Here is a 17,381-nt window from a genome sequence, read left to right on the forward strand (position 1 = left end):
ACGCTTCAGTCATGTGAAAGCAGGGCCGGCAAGGGCGCTCCAGACGCTGCTTCATGCCTTGCGTAGAGGAGACAGTCTGGTTGCGCTTTCCGCTTCGTCAAGGTGCGAGCGTCAGGCAATCCTTTCGCAGATAGAGCGTCTGGCAGGGCGTCACGTTTCCCGTGCCGTACACCTGCGCGTCTCCCAGGTCGGGGATGCCCTGGCTGTCCACCTTCGCAACTCCGGCCTGATGGTTGACAGCGGCGGAGAGGTCTCGCTTTTTGCGCCCTGGAAGCCAGAGCGGACCCTGCTCATCGTTGACGATGCCGAATTGCTGGATAGCCGAAATTGCGCGCTTCTTTGCCGTGTCAGCGACAGGCAATCGGGAAATCCGGCGCAGGTCCTGATTGCAGGGGGTACTGCCTTGCTGCCCCGTCTCTGCAATCCGGAATTCGCCGAAATCTGGCGACAGACATGCGTGGCCGTGTCGCTGGAAAGCGCCGAGCCGCGTTACGACAGAGACGTTTCTGCGCTTCGTGAAGAGATTGAGCGGACAGAGTCGCGTCTGGAGGCGCAGCGCCGGATCCTTGCCATATTTGCAAGCGATGCCGACGCCGCGCCCCGATCGGGATGGGATTCCTAGCGGGAGTCCACCATCAAAAGCTCGACCCCGCTTTTCGCCGTGACCGAGAGACGTTCCTCGCCGGTAATGGCAACGCCGTCGCGTTCGTTAGCAGCCTTCCCGTTCACTTCGACCGAACCACCGATGGGCACCATGTAATAGTGCCGGTCCCCGACCAGCTCGAGGTCAATGGTCTCACCTTCATTCAGCGTTGCAGCCAAAACGCGGGCGTCGGCGTTCATCGAGAGAACCTCGTTACTCGTTTCGCCTTCGCGGCCGCTGGCAAGCGTTACCCAATTGCCTGCGCGCGTACCCTTGGGGAACTCGAGCTGGCCCCAACTGGGTGCAAGCCCCTTGCGATCGGGCAGGACCCAGATCTGGAAAAGCTCGGTCGCTTCTTCCTCAAGGTTATATTCGGCGTGTGTTATGCCGGTGCCCGCACTCATCACCTGGACGTCGCCCGCCGCGGTCCTGCCTTCGTTACCGAGGCTGTCGCGGTGGCTGATCGCGCCTTTGCGGACGTAGGTGATGATTTCCATGTCGCTATGTGGATGGGGCGGGAAGCCGGAGCGTTCCTTAATCCAGTCGTCATTCCACACGCGCAGCGCGCCCCAGCCCATGCGGGCCGGGTCATAATAGTTCGAGAACGAGAAGTGATAGCTGGTGTCGAGCCAGCCGTGATTGGCCTTCCCGAGGTTGTCGAAGGGCCTGATCTCAATCATGTTCAGTTCCACATCGGCGGGGAAAAATGCTGCCATAACAAGGGCAGACCGCCGGTATGGGGTCGAGATGGCCTCAGGCCAAGGCTGCTTCAAGAAGGCACAGCGGTGTGCCCTAGCTACCCATCCCGATCAGCGGGCGGAACGCCGCACGGTAGTGCCAGGCAAGGATGACCAACGCCACGGCCCAGCCCAAGCCCCAGACGCGTGATCCGCCGGGAAGGATGACATGATAGAAAGCGATAACGATCACGGGGGGCGCGAGAATGATGATGCCCAGCGGCGCTGCGCGGCCCGATATGAGCGCGAGGCCGCCGATCACGAAACTTGCCAGCATGAGCGGGATCATGAAGCCGGTCTGTAGCAGCGCGTCCTGAAATTGCGCGCCGGGGCCGGGCTTTGGCGGAAACGGATTGCCCTTGCCGGACAGCATCGACCAGCCGCCATAGAGGCCTATGGCCGCGAAGAACCCGCCATAGACGATCCTGAGAGCCGTGATGGCGATGTCACCTATGTTTCCCACGCTGCCAGTCTATGGCGTGTGGCGGTGCTAGCAAGCGCCGGTTATTGCTCGCCGTGGCCGCGCGCCAGGTAGTCGGCGCTTTGCATTTCCATGAGGCGGCTGACCGTACGGTCGAATTCGAAGCGGCCGTCGCCCGCTTCGTAAAGATCGGCAGGCTGCGCATCGGCGGTCGCGATCAGCTTCACGCCGTGTTCGTAGAGTGCGTCGATCAGCGTGACGAAACGCGCAGCTTCGTTACGCATGTCGGGGCCCATCTTCGGGATCGCGACGACAATGACCGAGTGATAATTGCGCGCAATCGCAAGATAGTCCGAAGCACCGCGCGCATCGACGCATAGGCGTTTGAAGGAGAATACCGCGACTCCCTTCAGGCTCTTGGGCACCCAGATGGTACGGGCGGTTCCAACCTGCAGATCGCATCCCGTGACATGCTCTGCGTCCTCTGGCGGATAGTCGGTCAGGCGGAAGAAGATCTCGCGGACCTTCTCGGTCGCGGCGGGGCCTATGGGCGTGTACCACACGTCCGCGCCGCCAAGGCGTTCGAGCCGGTAGTCGGTCGGGCCGTTCAGCGTGATGACGTCGAGTTTTTTCTCGATGAGTGCGATGAAGGGGAGGAAATGCTCCCGGTTCAAGCCGTCCTTGTAGAGCTCCGAAGGTTCGCGGTTCGACGTCGTGACGATCGTAACGCCGCCCTCAATCAGCGCGGTGAATAGCCGGCTCATGATCATGGCGTCGGCCGAATTGTTCACGACCATTTCATCGAAGGCGAGCACGCGCGCTTCTGCCGCGATCTGGCTGGCCACCGGCAGGACGGGGTCACCGCTCTCCTTCTTGCGTTCTTCCCGCAGACGGGCGTGAACGTCGAGCATGAACTCGTGGAAGTGCGCGCGGCGCTTGGCCCGAACTTCTAATGTGTCGTGGAACAGGTCCATCAGCATCGACTTGCCGCGCCCGACACCGCCCCACATGTAGATGCCGCGCGGGGCAGGGGTCTCGCTGCCGAAAAGGCGCTTCAGGAAGCCTCCGCTGCGTGGCGTGACCTCAAGCTGCTTCTGCAAGGCATCGAGCCGTTCAGCCGCGGCGCGCTGTTCGTCGTCGGGGCGCAGTTCGCCTGCAGCCAGCAATTCTTCGTAACGTTCGAGAAGGCCTGCCATTGCGCTCAGGAAATCTTGCGGAGCAGTCCGGTGTAGGAACAGACCCGGGTTTCGCCCTGAACTACGAGGCCGCGCGTGAAGAACAGCTTGCCGGTTTCCCGCGTCAGTTCGGCGAGGACATCGACCGGCTGGTCCATCTGGCCCGGAGACAGGAACTGGATCTGGGCGTCGACCGTAACGCCGCGCTGCTCATGCTGATCGGTCACGAAGATGGCCCCGGCAAACATGGCAGTGTCGATCAACGCCATCAGAGCGCCGCCGTGCATCACGCCATTGAGGTTCGAGAGCCGTTCTTGCGGCGTAAGACGGATACGAGCGACGTTATCGCTTTCGCGCCGGATGAACATTTCACCCAGCACGGCGCGGTTGAACTGTTCGGGGCTGCCTGCGCGCCATTCGTACCAGCCCGGATTGTCCGGTACGGCGAAAAACTTTTTCGACATGGCGCTTGGTTCGACCTCAGACGAGGCGTTCGGCTTCCATCTTCTTGATCTCGGCGATCGCCTTGGCGGGCGAGAGGCCCTTGGGGCAGACGTTCGCGCAGTTCATGATGGTGTGGCAGCGGTAGAGGCGGAAGGGATCTTCCAACTCGTCCAGACGCTCACCCGTCATTTCATCGCGGCTGTCGGCCAGCCAGCGATAGGCCTGAAGCAGGATCGCGGGGCCAAGGAACTTGTCGGAGTTCCACCAGTAGCTGGGGCACGAGGTCGAGCAGCAGGCGCAAAGAATGCACTCGTACAGGCCGTCGAGCTTGTTGCGATCTTCGGGCGACTGCAGGCGTTCCTTGCCCGACGGGGTCGGGGTTACGGTCTGCAGCCAGGGACGGATCGAGGCGTACTGCGCGTAGAAGTGTGTGAAGTCGGGGACGAGGTCCTTGATGACTTCCATGTGCGGCAGCGGCGTGATGCGCACTTCGCCCGAACCGCAATCCTCGATCGCGGTGGTGCAGGCGAGGCCGTTGCGCCCATTGATGTTCATCGCGCAAGAACCGCAGATGCCTTCGCGGCAAGACCGACGGAACGTCAGCGTCGGGTCCATCTCGTTCTTCATCTTGATGAGCGCGTCGAGGACCATCGGGCCGCAGGCGTCGAGGTCGATCTCGAAAACGTCATAGCGCGGGTTCTCACCGCTGTCGGGATCGTAGCGATAGACCTTGAAGTTCCTTTTCGCCCCATCGGTCTCAGCCTTATGGGTGCGGGTCTTGCCGCTGATCTTGCTGTTCTTCGGCAAAGCGAACTGGGCCATGGGGAAATCAACCTACCGACTGTGTGTTTGCATTGGTGCGTCAACAGCAGCAGCCCCGACAAGTCAAGGGTGCTGCAGTGCGTCATCGCAATTCTTTGCATGTTGTCAACGTGCATGGCAGCACCTAACCGGATGCCCGAACGCATGGGAAGGAACGGAAATTGCGTCGCCAAATCGCGATCTACGACCTTGACGGCACCTTCCTTTCACGCGCGACTTTCACGCCATTCCTGCTGTTTGCGGCGGCAAAGCGCGCAAAATGGCGGCTTGTCTTCACGCCCGTTTGGATCGGCGCGATGATCGCCTACAAGGCAGGCGCCTTCACTCGCGAGCAGCTGAAGCAACTGGGCCTGTCACTTTTCACAGGGTCGATCACTCAAACCGATTTGGCGGCCATTGCCGAGGAATTCGCCGGGCGTGCAGTGCCTGGCTGGATCGGTTCGGGCGCGGCCAAGGCATTCGAGCGGGATCGCGAAGAAGGCCGCCTGCTCATCCTCGCGACGGCAGCGATGGAATTTTACGCCTCTGGCATTGGTGAGCGTGCCGGTTTTGACGAAGTCATCGCCACGCGTAGTGATATCGTGGACCGGCGGTGCCTGATCACGGGCGGCAACAATTACGGACAGAACAAGGTCCCGCGGGTCGAGGCGCTGCTGGATTCGTTGGGACTGTCGCGTGAGGAGTGCCACGTCCGCTTCTATTCCGATTCGATGGCCGATGCACCTTTGCTCGACTGGTCGGACGAGGCGGTTTTCGTGAACGGTGGTGCCGCCAAGAACGCCAACGCGCGGGCGCGGGGCTGGCAGGTCGCCGACTTCCGCTAGCCTTCAGGCGCTGCCGCTTCCTCTGCGTCCATGCGGCGCAACGTGATGACGGCAAGGATACCCATTACGACATAGCCAACGGCCCCACCGATCGCGACGGCCCATGCGATGCCGGGGCTGCCGTAAGGGCCGACCAGCGCGAAAAGCGCAGCGGTTGCCGCAAAGACGGAAACAAGGCGCGAGACGAGTGACAGCATCGCCTTGCCCGTCGAATGAAGTACCGGCTCGAAAGCGACACCGGCCAGTTCGAAGCTGGCCGCAACGGTGAGCGGGATGAGGATCACGTAGCCGCCGCGGAATTCGTCACCGCCAAGCAGAGCCATGATCTGGCCGCCAAGTGCCACTGCCAAGAGCACGACGAGCGCACCGCCGGCACCAGCGATCTTGCTGGTCTGTGCAGCGAGCTTCCGGAATTCCTGCGCGGCGGAGGCCACCTTGGCACGCGAAATTTCGGCATAGGCCGCGCGGCTAAGCAGGCTGGAGAGTTTTGCCAGTCCTTGTGCGAGTTGATTGGCAAGGCGGAACAGGCCGGCCGCGCTCGTGCCGACGAGATAGCCAACGGCTAGCAGCGGGCCATGGCGGAAGACCGCCTCAACCGTCGCGCTGGCGTAAGTGACGAGGAAGAAGCGGACGAAGCCCGGGTTTTCCTCACGCGCCTTGAAGGCATCCTTGAGATGCGACAGCCGGATAGCCTGAGGGCAGAGCCTGCGCGCCACGATCCAGTAGATCGCTGCCTCCAGCAGGTCGATAACGGCCCATGCGATCAGGAAGAGAACAAGGCTGGGGCCCGTAAGCCAGATCGTGATTGCCGCCAGCAACCGGCCCAACGGCACGATCGCCTCGATGTAAACTGCCATGTCGAACCGGTCGAGCGCGCGAACGATGCCGGTAGGGGCAGAGACCAGCGCCCACAGCGCCGCGACGTTGAACCAGAATGCAGTATCGATCAGCGTCGGGTTCAATTCGAGCGCGTCGGCAAATTCGTAGAACGCGACATAGGCGATACCGCAGCCGATAACCGCGCCTATGACATCCAGAAGGCCTGCCATCATCGACAGTCGGCCGAACTTGCCCCAGTCCTTCTGGTGGACATGTTCAACGCCGTATTTCACGACGACGCGCCATGTCTGGAACTCGGCAATGGCGATGAGCGCCTGCGAAGTGCCGAAGATCAGCGCGAAGTGACCGAAGTCCTTCAGCCCTAGCGAGCGGGTCAGGATCGCGAGGTAGACGAGCGAGCACACCGCGCCGAAACCCTTGCCGCCGACAAGCCAGGCGACATTGGTAAGCATGCGCGAAAGTAGCGAGCGTGTGCCCGTATTATCTGGACCCTTGGCACCCATCATCGCGCCTTTGGACCAGTGCCAGCCAAACGGCAAGCTTCGCGCCTGCTCTCTGCCCGACTTGTGCGGCATTTCCTTCCGGTCATTGCGGTGAAAGCAAGCCCGGCCTAAAGGGCTGCGCCATGATCGAACATGCCATCCTTCTGAGCGCAGGCCAGGGTTCGCGCCTGCTGCCCCTGACCGCAGAGCGCCCCAAGTGCCTCATCGACTTTTCCGGCCGTTCGCTGATCGAATGGCAGATCGAGATGCTGGCCCGCGCCGGCGTGAAGCGCGTCGACGTCGTCACCGGCTTTATGACCGACATGGTCGAAGATCACCTTGCCAAGATCGACGATCCGCGGATCGAGGTGACTTGTCACTTCAACCCGTTCTTCAAGGTCGCCGACAATCTGGGTTCGTGCTGGATCGTGCGCGAAGAGATGAAGGGCGACTTTCTGATCCTCAATGGCGATACGCTGGTGTCCGAGGAAATCGTGAAGCGCGTTCAGGAAGGTTCGGACTGGCCCATCGCCGTGACCGTTGACGTCAAGGACGCATACGACAGCGACGACATGAAAGTCTCACGCGGAGAGAACGGCCGCCTTGCGCGTATCGGCAAGACTCTGACCGCCGAAGTCTCAAACGCCGAGTCGATCGGCTTCCTCGCTTTTCGGGGCGAGGGTGCCGAGCTGTTCCGCGAGACGGTACGCCAGACGATGCGCACGCCTGATGGCGTCAATCACTGGTATCTGAAAGTGATCGACATGATTGCCGACAGCGGCAAGGTCGGCACGAAGTCGATCGAAGGGCTCGATTGGGCCGAGGTCGACTTCCTCAACGACATCGAGATCGCGACTGAGCTGACCGACCGCTGGGTCGAATCCTAATCAGGCGAAAAGCGGCTTCATCGCATCGCGTAGGGCCGTTTTCGCTTCGCAATCGAGTGCGATCGCGCTGCCGAGGTCGGGCACTTTGGGCCAGCCGGAATCGATATATTCGGTGCCGCGAAATTCGCGCGCGCCTTCATAGCGCGGGATGACGTGGAAATGGACGTTGGGGTCCACCATCATCAGCATCAGGTAGTTGATCTTCGCGTACTGGACGAAGCCTTTCAGCGCGTCCTCGATCGCCTTTGTCACGGTGGCGAGTTCGGCAAAGGCCTCTGCCGGAAGCGCGGAGAAATCGGTGCAGTCCGATTTCGCGGCGAGAACGAGGCTGCCCAGCGTCGGCTGGGCCGGGCGCAGCAGGATGACCCAGTGTTCGTATTCGCGCACCAGTGTTTCGGGAAAACCGAAATTCTCGATCGTCTCGTTCATCTAAAGGTCTCCGTCAGGCGTCGCCGCTGAGCCAGCTGGTCAGCGGGGCGCCTTTCTTTGCGCGGGCGAATTCGGCCTGGATCAACTGGATCACATGCACGACCAGTGAAATTACCGTCCACCAAGCAACCGCGATGATGCCGAGATCGGGGCGTGCGAACAACATCGAGACAAACAGGATGACCATGTTCGGATTGCGCCGCGCGGTGATCAGGCGGAACTGGCTGTCGATGCGGCGCCAGACATGGATGTGCATCATGTTGTTGCGGCGGATGAACAGCCCCTCGATCAGGCGCTGAATGATGTAGCCGCCCTGGATAGCGCCCTGAACCAGCCAGAAGGTCGTATCGTCGAAGCCAAGCCCCCAATAGACGAGGCCCGTCGTCCAGAACCACCACCAGAACGGCGGGTGCACCAGGTCGATGCCGTGGTCGAATATGTTACCCCACCAGCTGGAGGTGACGGTGCAGCGCGCAAGTTTTCCATCCACGGTGTCGAACACCATGAAGACCAGCCCCATCGCCATGCCGGCCCAGTAGTGGCCATATGCAAAGGCGAAGGTGGCTGCGACGCAGAGGATTGCGCCGATGGCCGTGACCATGTTCGGCGTCATCCCGATCTTTGCCGCGATTCGGGTAATGACCAGTGCCCACTCCGGCCAGAGATACTTGGTCAGGATGTCGGTGACACCCTTGTAGGCGCCGAAATAGCTTGCCCGCTCGATCTCGCGCACGGTTTGCGGCGTCAGTTCCTTCAGAAACGGAGTTTCGCGCTTGCGTAACTGCTTGTTCTCGATCGTGGGACCGTCTTCGTAGGCCCAGACGGTGAGGCCCGCCGTATCGGACAGGGACGCATTGCCCTCCATCGCCTGGCGGATGGCATCAGCCTGCGCTGTATCGACGGCATGGCCGATCGCAGGCACACCGCCCACCGTAAGGACCAGTCCCGGCGTTGCGATGACATGACGCAGCCAAGCCGGGTCGAAAGCAAATCGCGCACTCGATAGGACGAGGGGTGCACCATCGCCCATGTCCAGATCCGATGCCTTGGCAAGGCGGCGCGTACGCTCGGCCATGGAAAGACCCCACAGCTTCGTCGTGTTTTCGCCCACGGACTGGACGGCAGGTTTCACGGCGGTCGTATTCATCGCCCAGCGATTAGGGCCAAGGGGGCGGCGCTGCAACAAGTGCCAGGTATGCCATTCACAGGGATAAGCGCTCGTCGGGGTCTGTGCGCGGCGCGGCAGGGTGGCTAAGACAGCGGCGATGACCGATCTTGCCGAAACGACAGCACTGATCCTTGCCGGCACCAGGCCAGGAGGTGATCCCTTTGCAAAAGAATGCGGTGTTGCTCACAAAGGGCTGATCGAAGTCGGCGGGCGGGCAATATTGGATCGTGTCGCTTCCGTCTTGCATGACGCAGGTGTCGGCCATGTCGTCGTTTCGACGAACTGCGATGCCATTGCCGCGATGGCGCGCCAACGAGGCGTGGACGTGATTGCCTCCGAAGCGGGACCGAGCGCCAGTGTGGGTGCGGCGTTTCGTCGATATGGCGCACCGATGATGGTGACGACATCGGACCACGCCCTGCTTCAGGCGGACTGGGTTCGCCAGTTTGCCGGCGACAGTCCGGCGGGCGCGGACCTTTCCGTAATGCTGGCCCGGCGTGAGGTGGTGGAGCAGGCGGTACCCGGAACGCAGCGCACCTGGATGCGGTTTGCCGACGGACACTGGTCGGGCTGCAACATGTTTCTTCTTGCCACTCCTGCTGCTTCGCGGGCTCTTGCGTTGTGGAGCGAGGTCGAGGCGAACCGAAAGAAGCCGTGGCGAATTGCGGCGCGGCTGGGGCTCGGCACCCTGTTGGGCTATGCGCTGGGCAGGCTGACGCTAGCCGATGTTGTTGCCCGGCTTGGCGAACGCGTCGGTATCGATGCGCGGATCGTCGCGGCAAGCGACGGCTTGGCCGCTGTCGATGTCGACAAGGCCTCCGACCTTGCACTGGTCCGGTCACTGGTGGAGTCTCGCCCGGAACTCGCGTGACAGGAGAGGCGAATGCGGTGTGCGATTTTCGGCGGAAGCGGGGGGCTGGGCTCGGCCTTCGTGTCGCTTTTGCTCGAACGTGACGAAGTCGAAACTGTCTATGCGGGGTCTCGCCAGCCTCTGCCATCGCAAGACCCGCGCGTTCGGACCTTCGCTTTCGATTTTAAGGACGAGCACTCGATAGCCGAGGCTGCCGGACAAATTGGTGAGGAGGGGCCGCTCGACCTCGCGATCATCGCGACCGGCATATTGCAGCGCGAACCCGATGTGAGACCTGAAAGAAGCTGGCGCGCGATCGACACACAAGCGCTGGAGGAGGTTTTCGTGGTCAATACGTTCGGACCGGCGCTGATCGGGAAGCATTTTCTGCCGCTGATGCGCCGCGAAGGTCCATGCCGTTTTGCCGCGATTTCGGCCCGCGTGGGTTCGATCGGCGACAACAGGCTAGGCGGCTGGCACGCCTATCGCGCATCGAAGGCTGCGCTCAACATGATGATGCGTAATTTCGCGATCGAAATGGGCCGTCTCAATCGTGAGGCGATTGTCGTGTCGCTGCATCCCGGCACCGTGGATACGAGCCTTTCAGAACCGTTCCAAAACAATGTGCCCGAAGGCAAGCTGTTTACGCCGGGCTATTCCGCATCACGCCTTTTAACAGTGCTTGATGGCCTCACGGCCAAGGACACCGGCGGCTTCTTCGCTTGGGACGGAAAACCTGTCGAATGGTAATCGGCCGGACCCGCGCAGGGCGGATCCGGCCGATTTGAATAGCTAGGGTTCGGTTGATCAGTTGCCGAACGTACGCTGCCACCAGCCGCGACGCGGCTCACCGTTTTCGTCCAGCGCCTCGGCACCGCTGCCTTCGGCGCCGACGTCATTGGCTACGCCGCTTTCAGCAGCAGGAGCCTCGGCAGCGGGAGCGGGCTGTTCGTCGCTTGCGACCGGTTCGGGAGCCGCTTCAACGGACGGAGCAGCCTCTGCGGTTGCCTCGGTGTCTTCTGCGGTCGGTTCAGCCTTCTTGCGCCGCGTACGACGCTTCTTGGGCTTCTCTTCCGCTTCGGGCTCTGCGGCTTCATCGGCAGCCGGTTCTGCAGGTGCCGGTGCAGCTTCTTCGGCTGTCTCTTCAGCAGCCGGTTCAGCCTTCTTGCGGCGCGTACGGCGCTTCTTGGGCTTTTCCTCTGCTTCCGGCTCGGCCTGCTCAGCTTCTGCCGAAGCTTCCGCCGCGGGTTCCTCGGTCACGGCTTCGGGCTTTTCCTCGGCAGGCTCGGCCGCGGCTTCATCGCCTTCGTTGTTATTCTCATCCGCATTGTCGCTCGACTTCTTGCCGCCACGACGGCGGCGACGGCGCTTTTTCGGAGCCCCTTCGGAATCGTCGTTCGATGCCTCGTCCTGGCTGTCGCCATCATCGGAACTGTCGTCGTCGCCGTTGTCGTCCGAACCGTTCTCGTCCGAATCGTTGTCGTCGTTTCCGTCTTCACGGTTGCGATTGCGGTTGCGACGGCCGCCGCGGCGGCGACGGCGGCGCTTGCGGCGGGGCTGATCGCCGTCGTCGCTGCGCTCATCGTCGTTGTCGTCTTCGTCTTCGATGTCGCTATCGTCGTCGTCATCGTCCTGGATAACTTCGAACTTGGGCGCATCCTTGGGGCGCGGGCCGCTGGAGGCTGCGCGCATCTTCGCGCCTTCGTTCTCGCCCTCGGGGATCACTTCGACGTGGACGCCGTAGCGCTCTTCGATTTCGGCAAGATCGGCACGCTTGGAATTGAGCAGGTAGATCGCCGCTTCGGTCGAGGCATAGAGCGTGATGGTCGTGCCCTTGCCCTTGGCCGCTTCGTCCTCGATCAGGCGCAGGGCGGAAAGGCCCGCGCTCGATGCCGTGCGGACAAGGCCAGTGCCGTCACAGTGCGGGCATTCGCGGGTGGTAGCTTCCAGAACGCCGGTGCGCAGGCGCTGACGGCTCATTTCCATCAGGCCGAAGCCCGAAATGCGGCCGACCTGAATGCGGGCGCGATCGTTCTTCAGCGCCTCCTTCATGCACTTCTCGACCTTACGGATCGAGGAATTATGCTCCATGTCGATGAAGTCGATGACCACGAGACCTGCCATGTCGCGCAGGCGCAGCTGGCGCGCGATTTCCTTGGCAGCTTCGAGATTGGTCGAAAGCGCGGTCTGCTCGATGCCGTGTTCCTTGGTGGAACGGCCGGAGTTGATGTCGATCGAGACGAGCGCCTCGGTCGGATTGATGACGAGATAGCCGCCCGACTTTAGCTGCACGACGGGGTCGTACATCGCCGAAAGCTGGTCCTCGGCGCCATAGCGCTGAAACAGCGGCACCGGGTCGGCATATTGCTTCACACGCCGCGCATGGCTGGGCATCAGCAGCTTCATGAATTCCTTGGCCGAGCGGTAACCCTGCTCGCCCTCGACGATCACTTCCTCGATCTCGCGGTTGTAGATGTCGCGAATCGCGCGCTTGATCAGGTCGCTGTCCGAATGGATCAGGGCCGGCGCGCTGGATTTCAGGGTGTTTTCGCGGATCTCGTCCCACAGGCGGGCGAGGTAGTCGAAGTCGCGCTTGATCTCGGTCTTGGTGCGCTGAAGCCCTGCGGTGCGAACGATGCAGCCCATCGACTTGGGCAGCGACATTTCCGACACGATCTGCTTCAGGCGCTTGCGGTCGCTCGCGCTCGAAATCTTGCGGCTGATGCCGCCGCCGTGGCTGCTGTTCGGCATGAGCACGCAGTAACGGCCTGCCAGCGAGAGGTAGGTGGTGAGGGCTGCGCCCTTGTTGCCACGCTCTTCCTTGACGACCTGCACGAGCAGGACCTGGCGACGCTGGATCACGTCCTGGATCTTGTAGCGACGACGCAGGGCAAGACGCTTGGCGCGTGCCTCGTCGGCAGCGCGGGCGCGGTTGCCGCCCTGGCGACGACCCTTGCGGCGACGGGGACGCTTGTCTTCCGCCTCGTCATTGTCGTCATCGTTACCCGAGACGTTGCCGTCCTCGATCGTGGCGACGTCGTCCTTCTCGGACGTGTCTACCTCTTCGAGACCTTCTTCGCCCTCGGCCAGTTCCTCGGCGAACGAATCGGATTCGTCGTGGCGATCTTCGTCGTCCTGATCGTCATCATTTTCGTCGGCGCCGTTGTCGTCTTCGTCGTCACCGTCTTCCTCGGCGCGCAGACGCGCTTCTTCTTCCGCGTGGGCGGCCTCTTCGGCCAGCAGCGCTTCGCGGTCTTCCTTCGGAATCTGGTAATAGTCGGGGTGAATTTCGTTGAAGGCGAGGAAACCGTGACGGTTGCCCCCGAAATCGACGAAAGCGGCCTGAAGCGAGGGTTCTACCCTCGTCACCTTGGCCAGGTAAATATTGCCCTTGATCTGCTTGTGTTCGGCCGACTCGAAGTCGAACTCTTCAATCCTGTTTCCCTTGAGCACTGCCACCCGGGTCTCTTCCTGGTGGCGCGCATCGATCAGCATACGCGTGGACATCGATTATTCTCCGTGCGCGCAAATGGCCGGGTGGAGCGGCGGGCCGCTGTGCCGGGGCTGCGCGTCTATTTGTGAAAACGCGCCGATCCGGCCGGGTCCATGACCCGCCGTTCGGCGCGAAAGCTACGTTGAAGTCGGCAGAGCGCGCGATACGCGTTGCCGGAAGTGAAAACTGTGTGTGGATGGGGTCGAAGGCGCGCGCAAAAGCGCTCACGGCGAGAGCAGCGGCCGGCCCGGTGGGCAAGCTGTTCACTGCAATCGACGATGTTTCGACCATAAAGACTTACCTATTCATCCGCGTGGCTTCGCGATGGGCACGCTGCTGGTTATTCAGCGCGATGCCGCGATACGGGCCTGCCACTCGGCACGCCGGGAGAACATCAGACGAGGGCGCGGCACGGTTTCCTGCCTCCTTCCGAAGGCGCCACTTCCAGCCCGGCGCACGGGATGCGCATCTGGGGAAGGGCTTGAAAACCGAACGGACCTGACTGTCCCGGTCGTCGGCGACGCTAGCATCAGTGATCGGCGGCGGCAACTAAAAGCAAAGCGTCGCGCAACAATCTGAGCATGATGCGGCTGCAATCCTTGCCTGTTCGGCAGGCGCAGCGATAGTCAGCGGCCATGGGCTGGGACGGTTACATCGGTGGTGGAAACGGGGCGGAACACCTCGGCAAGGGAAGGCTGGCGCTTGTCTTTGCCGGTGCCGTTATCGTTGGCGCGATGGCCGGGTTCGGCTTTGGGGTCGTTTTTCCCGGCGGGGGCGATGCTGTCATCTCTCGTCAATTGCCCGCTTTGCAGGATGCGGAATTGCCGCGGATCGCCGTATCGGAGAGTACCGGCGCGGATGCGCCGCTGGTCGTACTCGATCCCGGGCACGGCGGCTTCGACCCGGGGGCCAGCAGCGCTGAAGGTGCACGCGAGAAGGATATCGCCCTCGCACTCGCGGTCTCGGTTCGCGACGTCCTGCTCGATCTTGGCGGCGTTCGCGTCGCGCTGACGCGTGAGACGGACCGCTTTCTGCCACTGGAGGAACGCCCGAGACTGGCCGAGGCGCTTGGCGCGGATGCGTTTGTCTCGATTCACGCGGACAGCGCACCGGTTCCAGAGGCGCAGGGTGCGAACGTCTATGTTCTCTCCGCTCGCGCCTCCGATCGCGAAGCTCAGGCACTTGCCCGCATCGAGAACGAGAGTGCGAGTGGTCTGGACCTGCCGGACGGGGCGGACGACGTGGCGCAAGTGCTTGCCGACCTGATGCGGCGAGAGACGGCGCTCGCCTCGGTTGGCCTTGCAACATCGATCGATGAGGAGTCGCTAGGGGCAATGCCGCGGCACGAGCCATTTCGCCGCTCGGCCAATTTCGTCGTCCTGCGCTCGCCTGAATTACCTTCCGTACTTTTCGAAGCTGGTTACCTGACCAATCCGGAGGATGCGGCGCGCCTTTCCGACCCCGCTACTCGTCAGGCCGTTGCCGAGGCGCTGGCCCGTGCGATCCTGACTGACCTGCTTGCTTCGCAGCCACGCTGACGAACGCTTGCACACGAAGTTTCAACGCCCTGTCGCCAAGCATCTTTCCTGATCGCGAAAGGCCGTGCTAGGGCAGCGTCGATGACCGTGGGATCGCAATTCGCAACGTACTGGAACCGTGCCCGTGGCGATATGTCCGCGCTCGGTACCAACCTTCGCACTCGCTGGCGCGAAAGCCGCCTTTTTCGCTGGTTTTCAGGGCTGGTTGCCCTGGGCATCGTCGTGTTCATTGGCGCTTACTATGCGATCGGTGCGGGGCTTCCGTCTGCCGATCGCCTGCTGACGTATCAGCCGCCTCTGCCCACGATGGTGCGGGGAATCGATGGCGAGATCGTCAATTCCTATGCCCGCGAACGCCGCGTTCAGCTGCGCTACGTCGATTTTCCCAAGCAGCTTCAGGACGCTTTCCTGTCTGCCGAGGACAAGACTTTCTGGAGCCATGGCGGCGTCGATGTTGGCGGCCTTGCCGGCGCGGTCGTCGACTATGTCAGCAAGATGGGTTCGGGCCAGCGCGCCAAGGGCGGCTCGACCATTACGCAGCAGGTCGCAAAGAATATCCTTGTCGGTGACGAATACTCGATCACCCGCAAGCTGAAGGAAATGATCCTCGCACGCCGCATTGAAGGCGTGCTGACCAAGGAACAGATCCTTGAACTTTACCTCAACGAGATCCCGTTGGGCCGTCAGAGCTTTGGCGTTCAGGCCGCAAGCCGTGCCTACTTCGACAAGGACGTTGCCGATCTCGATCTGAACGAGGCCGCTTTTCTTGCGATTCTGCCCAAGGCGCCGGAACGCTATGGCCGCGCCCAGTATTCCGACATGGCGCTGGAGCGTCGTAACTACGTGCTCGAGCAGATGGTCGACAACGGCTGGGCGACCCGCGCCGAGGCTGACGAGGCCAAGGCCAAGCCGCTCGGCCTCGTGCCGCGCCGTTCGGCCAGCTATGATCCTGCCGGTGGCTACTTTGTCGAAGAAGTGCGCCGCCGCCTGATCGACCGCTTCGGTGAAACCGCCGACGATGGCGAGAATTCGGTCTATGCCGGTGGCCTGTGGGTTCGAACCTCGCTCGACATGGAAATGCAGGAGGCGGCCCGTGCTGCGCTGCGTGCAGGCCTGATGCGGTATCACAGCGGCAAGGGGTGGAGCGGCCCGATCGCCAAGATCAACATGGACGAGAACTGGCAGACCCAGCTTATCGTCTCGAACCTGTCGATCGATTACGAGGACTGGAAAGTCGGCGTCGTCACCGAGCGTAGCGGCAATTCCGCGCGTATCGGGTTTACCGACGGCGAAACATATCCGCTTTCGAACCTGCCCGACAACCTCAAGGCCGGCGACGTCATTACTGCTGCGCCGAGGAATCAGTCCGAATGGGTCGTGCGCACGGTGCCGACCGTTTCGGGCGGTCTTGTTGTCGAAAACCCGCGCAATGGCCGTGTGCTCGCCATGCAGGGCGGTTTCGACGCACGCCTCGGCTCATTCAACCGCGCTACGCAGGCGGAGCGTCAGCCGGGCTCGACCATCAAGCCGTTCGTCTATGCAACCGGTCTCGATCAGGGCATGACGCCCGCAACGCTCGTCAACGATGGCCCGTTCTGCGTCTGGCAAGGTGCAGGCCTTGGTGAAAAGTGCTTCCGCAATTTCGGCAATTCGCGCGGGGCAGGGGACCAGACGATGCGCTGGGGCCTTGAACAATCGCGCAACCTGATGACGATCCACATCGCCAACGACGCAGGCATGGACAACGTGACCGACACGTTCCGCCGCGTCGGGATCGGCGACTATCAGAACTACCTGTCCTTCGCGCTCGGCGCTGGCGACACGACCGTTGCCAAGATGGTCAACGCTTACGCCGCTCTTGCCAATCTTGGTCGCCAATATGATCAGTCAGTTATCGATTACGTGCAGAACCGTGAGGGGAAGGTCATCTGGAAGGCGGACAAGCGCCGCTGCGAAACGTGCAACGCCGATGACTGGGACGGCAAGCCGATGCCGCGCCTCGCTGCGGCGGGCAAGCAGGTTCTGGATGCCGGAACTGCCTATCAGGTCGTTCACATGCTTGAAGGCGTGGTGACCCGGGGTACAGCCGTGCGCCTGCGCAGCCTCGAACTGCCGATCTTTGGCAAGACCGGCACGACTTCGGGCCCGACGAATGCCTGGTTTGTTGGCGGTTCGGCCGACCTTGTCGCTGGCGTCTATGTCGGATTTGATCAGCCGCGTAACCTTGGTGGCTGGGTGCAGGGCGGCAACACGGCAGGTCCGATCATCAAGCAGTTGATCGAGGAAACGAAGAGCCGCTGGCCGACGACGCCAGTGCGTGCGCCGGAGAATATCCGCATGGTTCGCATCGACCGTCGCTCGGGCAAGCGGGTCTTTGAAGGCTGGCCGACGAACGAGTGGACGCCCGCAATCATCTGGGAAGCGTTCAAGCCTGACAGCGAACCTCGCCGTTCACTCGACCGGCAGACGCTGGAAGAACGGCGCAATGCCGCGATCGCCGCACTTCGTGCCGCGACCGAGGAGCGCGCCGTACAGACGCGCGGCCCGCGCCGGATCGATGATACTTTCCTTGAAGATCAAGGCGGCATCTACTGATCGCATCTCATGCTGCGGCGCACTGTCAGGCAA

The 17,381-nt window shown here is 62.1% G+C and carries 16 protein-coding genes; 6 read left to right on the top strand and 10 right to left on the bottom strand.

The window, feature by feature from the left end; all coding sequences use genetic code 11:
• Positions 1–97: 97 nt before the first annotated feature.
• From KIH45_RS02540 to KIH45_RS02565, 6 genes are all read right to left on the bottom strand, one after another.
• Positions 98–361, bottom strand: coding sequence for a hypothetical protein (locus tag KIH45_RS02540; RefSeq protein ID WP_213174405.1), 264 nt, complete (start codon positions 359–361; stop codon positions 98–100).
• Positions 362–618: 257 nt separating this feature from the next.
• Positions 619–1,323 (bottom strand): pirin family protein, encoded by a 705-nt coding sequence (locus KIH45_RS02545; protein ID WP_213174406.1) that lies wholly within the window; start codon positions 1,321–1,323, stop codon positions 619–621.
• Positions 1,324–1,435: 112 nt separating this feature from the next.
• Positions 1,436–1,843, bottom strand: a complete 408-nt coding sequence (locus KIH45_RS02550; protein ID WP_213174407.1) for a hypothetical protein — start codon at positions 1,841–1,843, stop codon at positions 1,436–1,438.
• 41 nt (positions 1,844–1,884) lie between these two features.
• Positions 1,885–2,997, bottom strand: coding sequence for a cell division protein ZapE (zapE, locus tag KIH45_RS02555; RefSeq protein WP_213174408.1), 1,113 nt, complete (start codon positions 2,995–2,997; stop codon positions 1,885–1,887).
• A 5-nt stretch (positions 2,998–3,002) separates the two neighbouring features.
• Positions 3,003–3,440: a PaaI family thioesterase gene (locus KIH45_RS02560; RefSeq protein WP_213174409.1), complete on the bottom strand. Its 438-nt coding sequence runs from the start codon at positions 3,438–3,440 to the stop codon at positions 3,003–3,005.
• 16 nt (positions 3,441–3,456) lie between these two features.
• On the bottom strand, positions 3,457–4,242 hold the full coding sequence (locus tag KIH45_RS02565) for a succinate dehydrogenase iron-sulfur subunit (RefSeq protein WP_213174410.1): 786 nt from the start codon (positions 4,240–4,242) through the stop codon (positions 3,457–3,459).
• Positions 4,243–4,403: 161 nt separating this feature from the next.
• On the opposite strand from KIH45_RS02565, the gene KIH45_RS02570 reads away from it, so the two are divergent.
• Entirely contained in the window at positions 4,404–5,066 is a 663-nt protein-coding gene (locus tag KIH45_RS02570; RefSeq protein WP_213174411.1) for an HAD family hydrolase, read from the top strand.
• Here KIH45_RS02570 and KIH45_RS02575 read toward each other — a convergent pair.
• A complete protein-coding gene (locus KIH45_RS02575) occupies positions 5,063–6,481 on the bottom strand; it encodes a lipopolysaccharide biosynthesis protein (RefSeq protein ID WP_225899590.1) in 1,419 nt (472 codons plus the stop codon). The genes KIH45_RS02570 and KIH45_RS02575 overlap by 4 nt on opposite strands.
• A 50-nt stretch (positions 6,482–6,531) precedes the next feature.
• On the opposite strand from KIH45_RS02575, the gene KIH45_RS02580 reads away from it, so the two are divergent.
• Positions 6,532–7,275, top strand: a complete 744-nt coding sequence (locus KIH45_RS02580) for a phosphocholine cytidylyltransferase family protein (RefSeq protein ID WP_213174412.1) — start codon at positions 6,532–6,534, stop codon at positions 7,273–7,275.
• Here the strand turns inward: KIH45_RS02580 and KIH45_RS02585 are convergent, their stop codons facing one another.
• Together KIH45_RS02585 and KIH45_RS02590 are read right to left on the bottom strand one after the other, a co-directional pair.
• Complete coding sequence (locus KIH45_RS02585; protein ID WP_213174413.1) at positions 7,276–7,704, bottom strand: HIT family protein; 429 nt, start codon at positions 7,702–7,704, stop codon at positions 7,276–7,278.
• Between the two features lie 13 nt (positions 7,705–7,717).
• Positions 7,718–8,851 carry a CDP-alcohol phosphatidyltransferase family protein gene (locus KIH45_RS02590; RefSeq protein WP_213174414.1) on the bottom strand — a complete coding sequence of 378 codons (1,134 nt, stop codon included), beginning with the start codon at positions 8,849–8,851 and terminating at the stop codon, positions 7,718–7,720.
• A gap of 100 nt (positions 8,852–8,951) precedes the next feature.
• On the opposite strand from KIH45_RS02590, the gene KIH45_RS02595 reads away from it, so the two are divergent.
• Positions 8,952–9,743, top strand: coding sequence for a nucleotidyltransferase family protein (locus KIH45_RS02595; RefSeq protein ID WP_337925386.1), 792 nt, complete (start codon positions 8,952–8,954; stop codon positions 9,741–9,743).
• Between the two features lie 12 nt (positions 9,744–9,755).
• The gene (locus KIH45_RS02600; RefSeq protein WP_213174415.1) at positions 9,756–10,472 is read left to right on the top strand and encodes an SDR family NAD(P)-dependent oxidoreductase; all 717 of its coding nucleotides are present in this window, start codon (positions 9,756–9,758) and stop codon (positions 10,470–10,472) included.
• A 57-nt stretch (positions 10,473–10,529) separates the two neighbouring features.
• Here the strand turns inward: KIH45_RS02600 and KIH45_RS02605 are convergent, their stop codons facing one another.
• The gene (locus tag KIH45_RS02605) at positions 10,530–13,229 is read right to left on the bottom strand and encodes an Rne/Rng family ribonuclease (protein ID WP_213174416.1); all 2,700 of its coding nucleotides are present in this window, start codon (positions 13,227–13,229) and stop codon (positions 10,530–10,532) included.
• A gap of 621 nt (positions 13,230–13,850) precedes the next feature.
• Here KIH45_RS02605 and KIH45_RS02610 point away from each other — a divergent pair.
• Positions 13,851–14,753: an N-acetylmuramoyl-L-alanine amidase family protein gene (locus KIH45_RS02610; protein WP_213174417.1), complete on the top strand. Its 903-nt coding sequence runs from the start codon at positions 13,851–13,853 to the stop codon at positions 14,751–14,753.
• A gap of 81 nt (positions 14,754–14,834) precedes the next feature.
• Positions 14,835–17,348 carry a penicillin-binding protein 1A gene (locus KIH45_RS02615; protein WP_213174418.1) on the top strand — a complete coding sequence of 838 codons (2,514 nt, stop codon included), beginning with the start codon at positions 14,835–14,837 and terminating at the stop codon, positions 17,346–17,348.
• The last annotated feature ends 33 nt before the right edge of the window (positions 17,349–17,381 follow it).

The sequence above is a fragment of the Croceicoccus gelatinilyticus genome (genome assembly GCF_018398395.1).
GTDB classification, from domain to species: Bacteria; Pseudomonadota; Alphaproteobacteria; order Sphingomonadales; family Sphingomonadaceae; genus Croceicoccus; species Croceicoccus gelatinilyticus.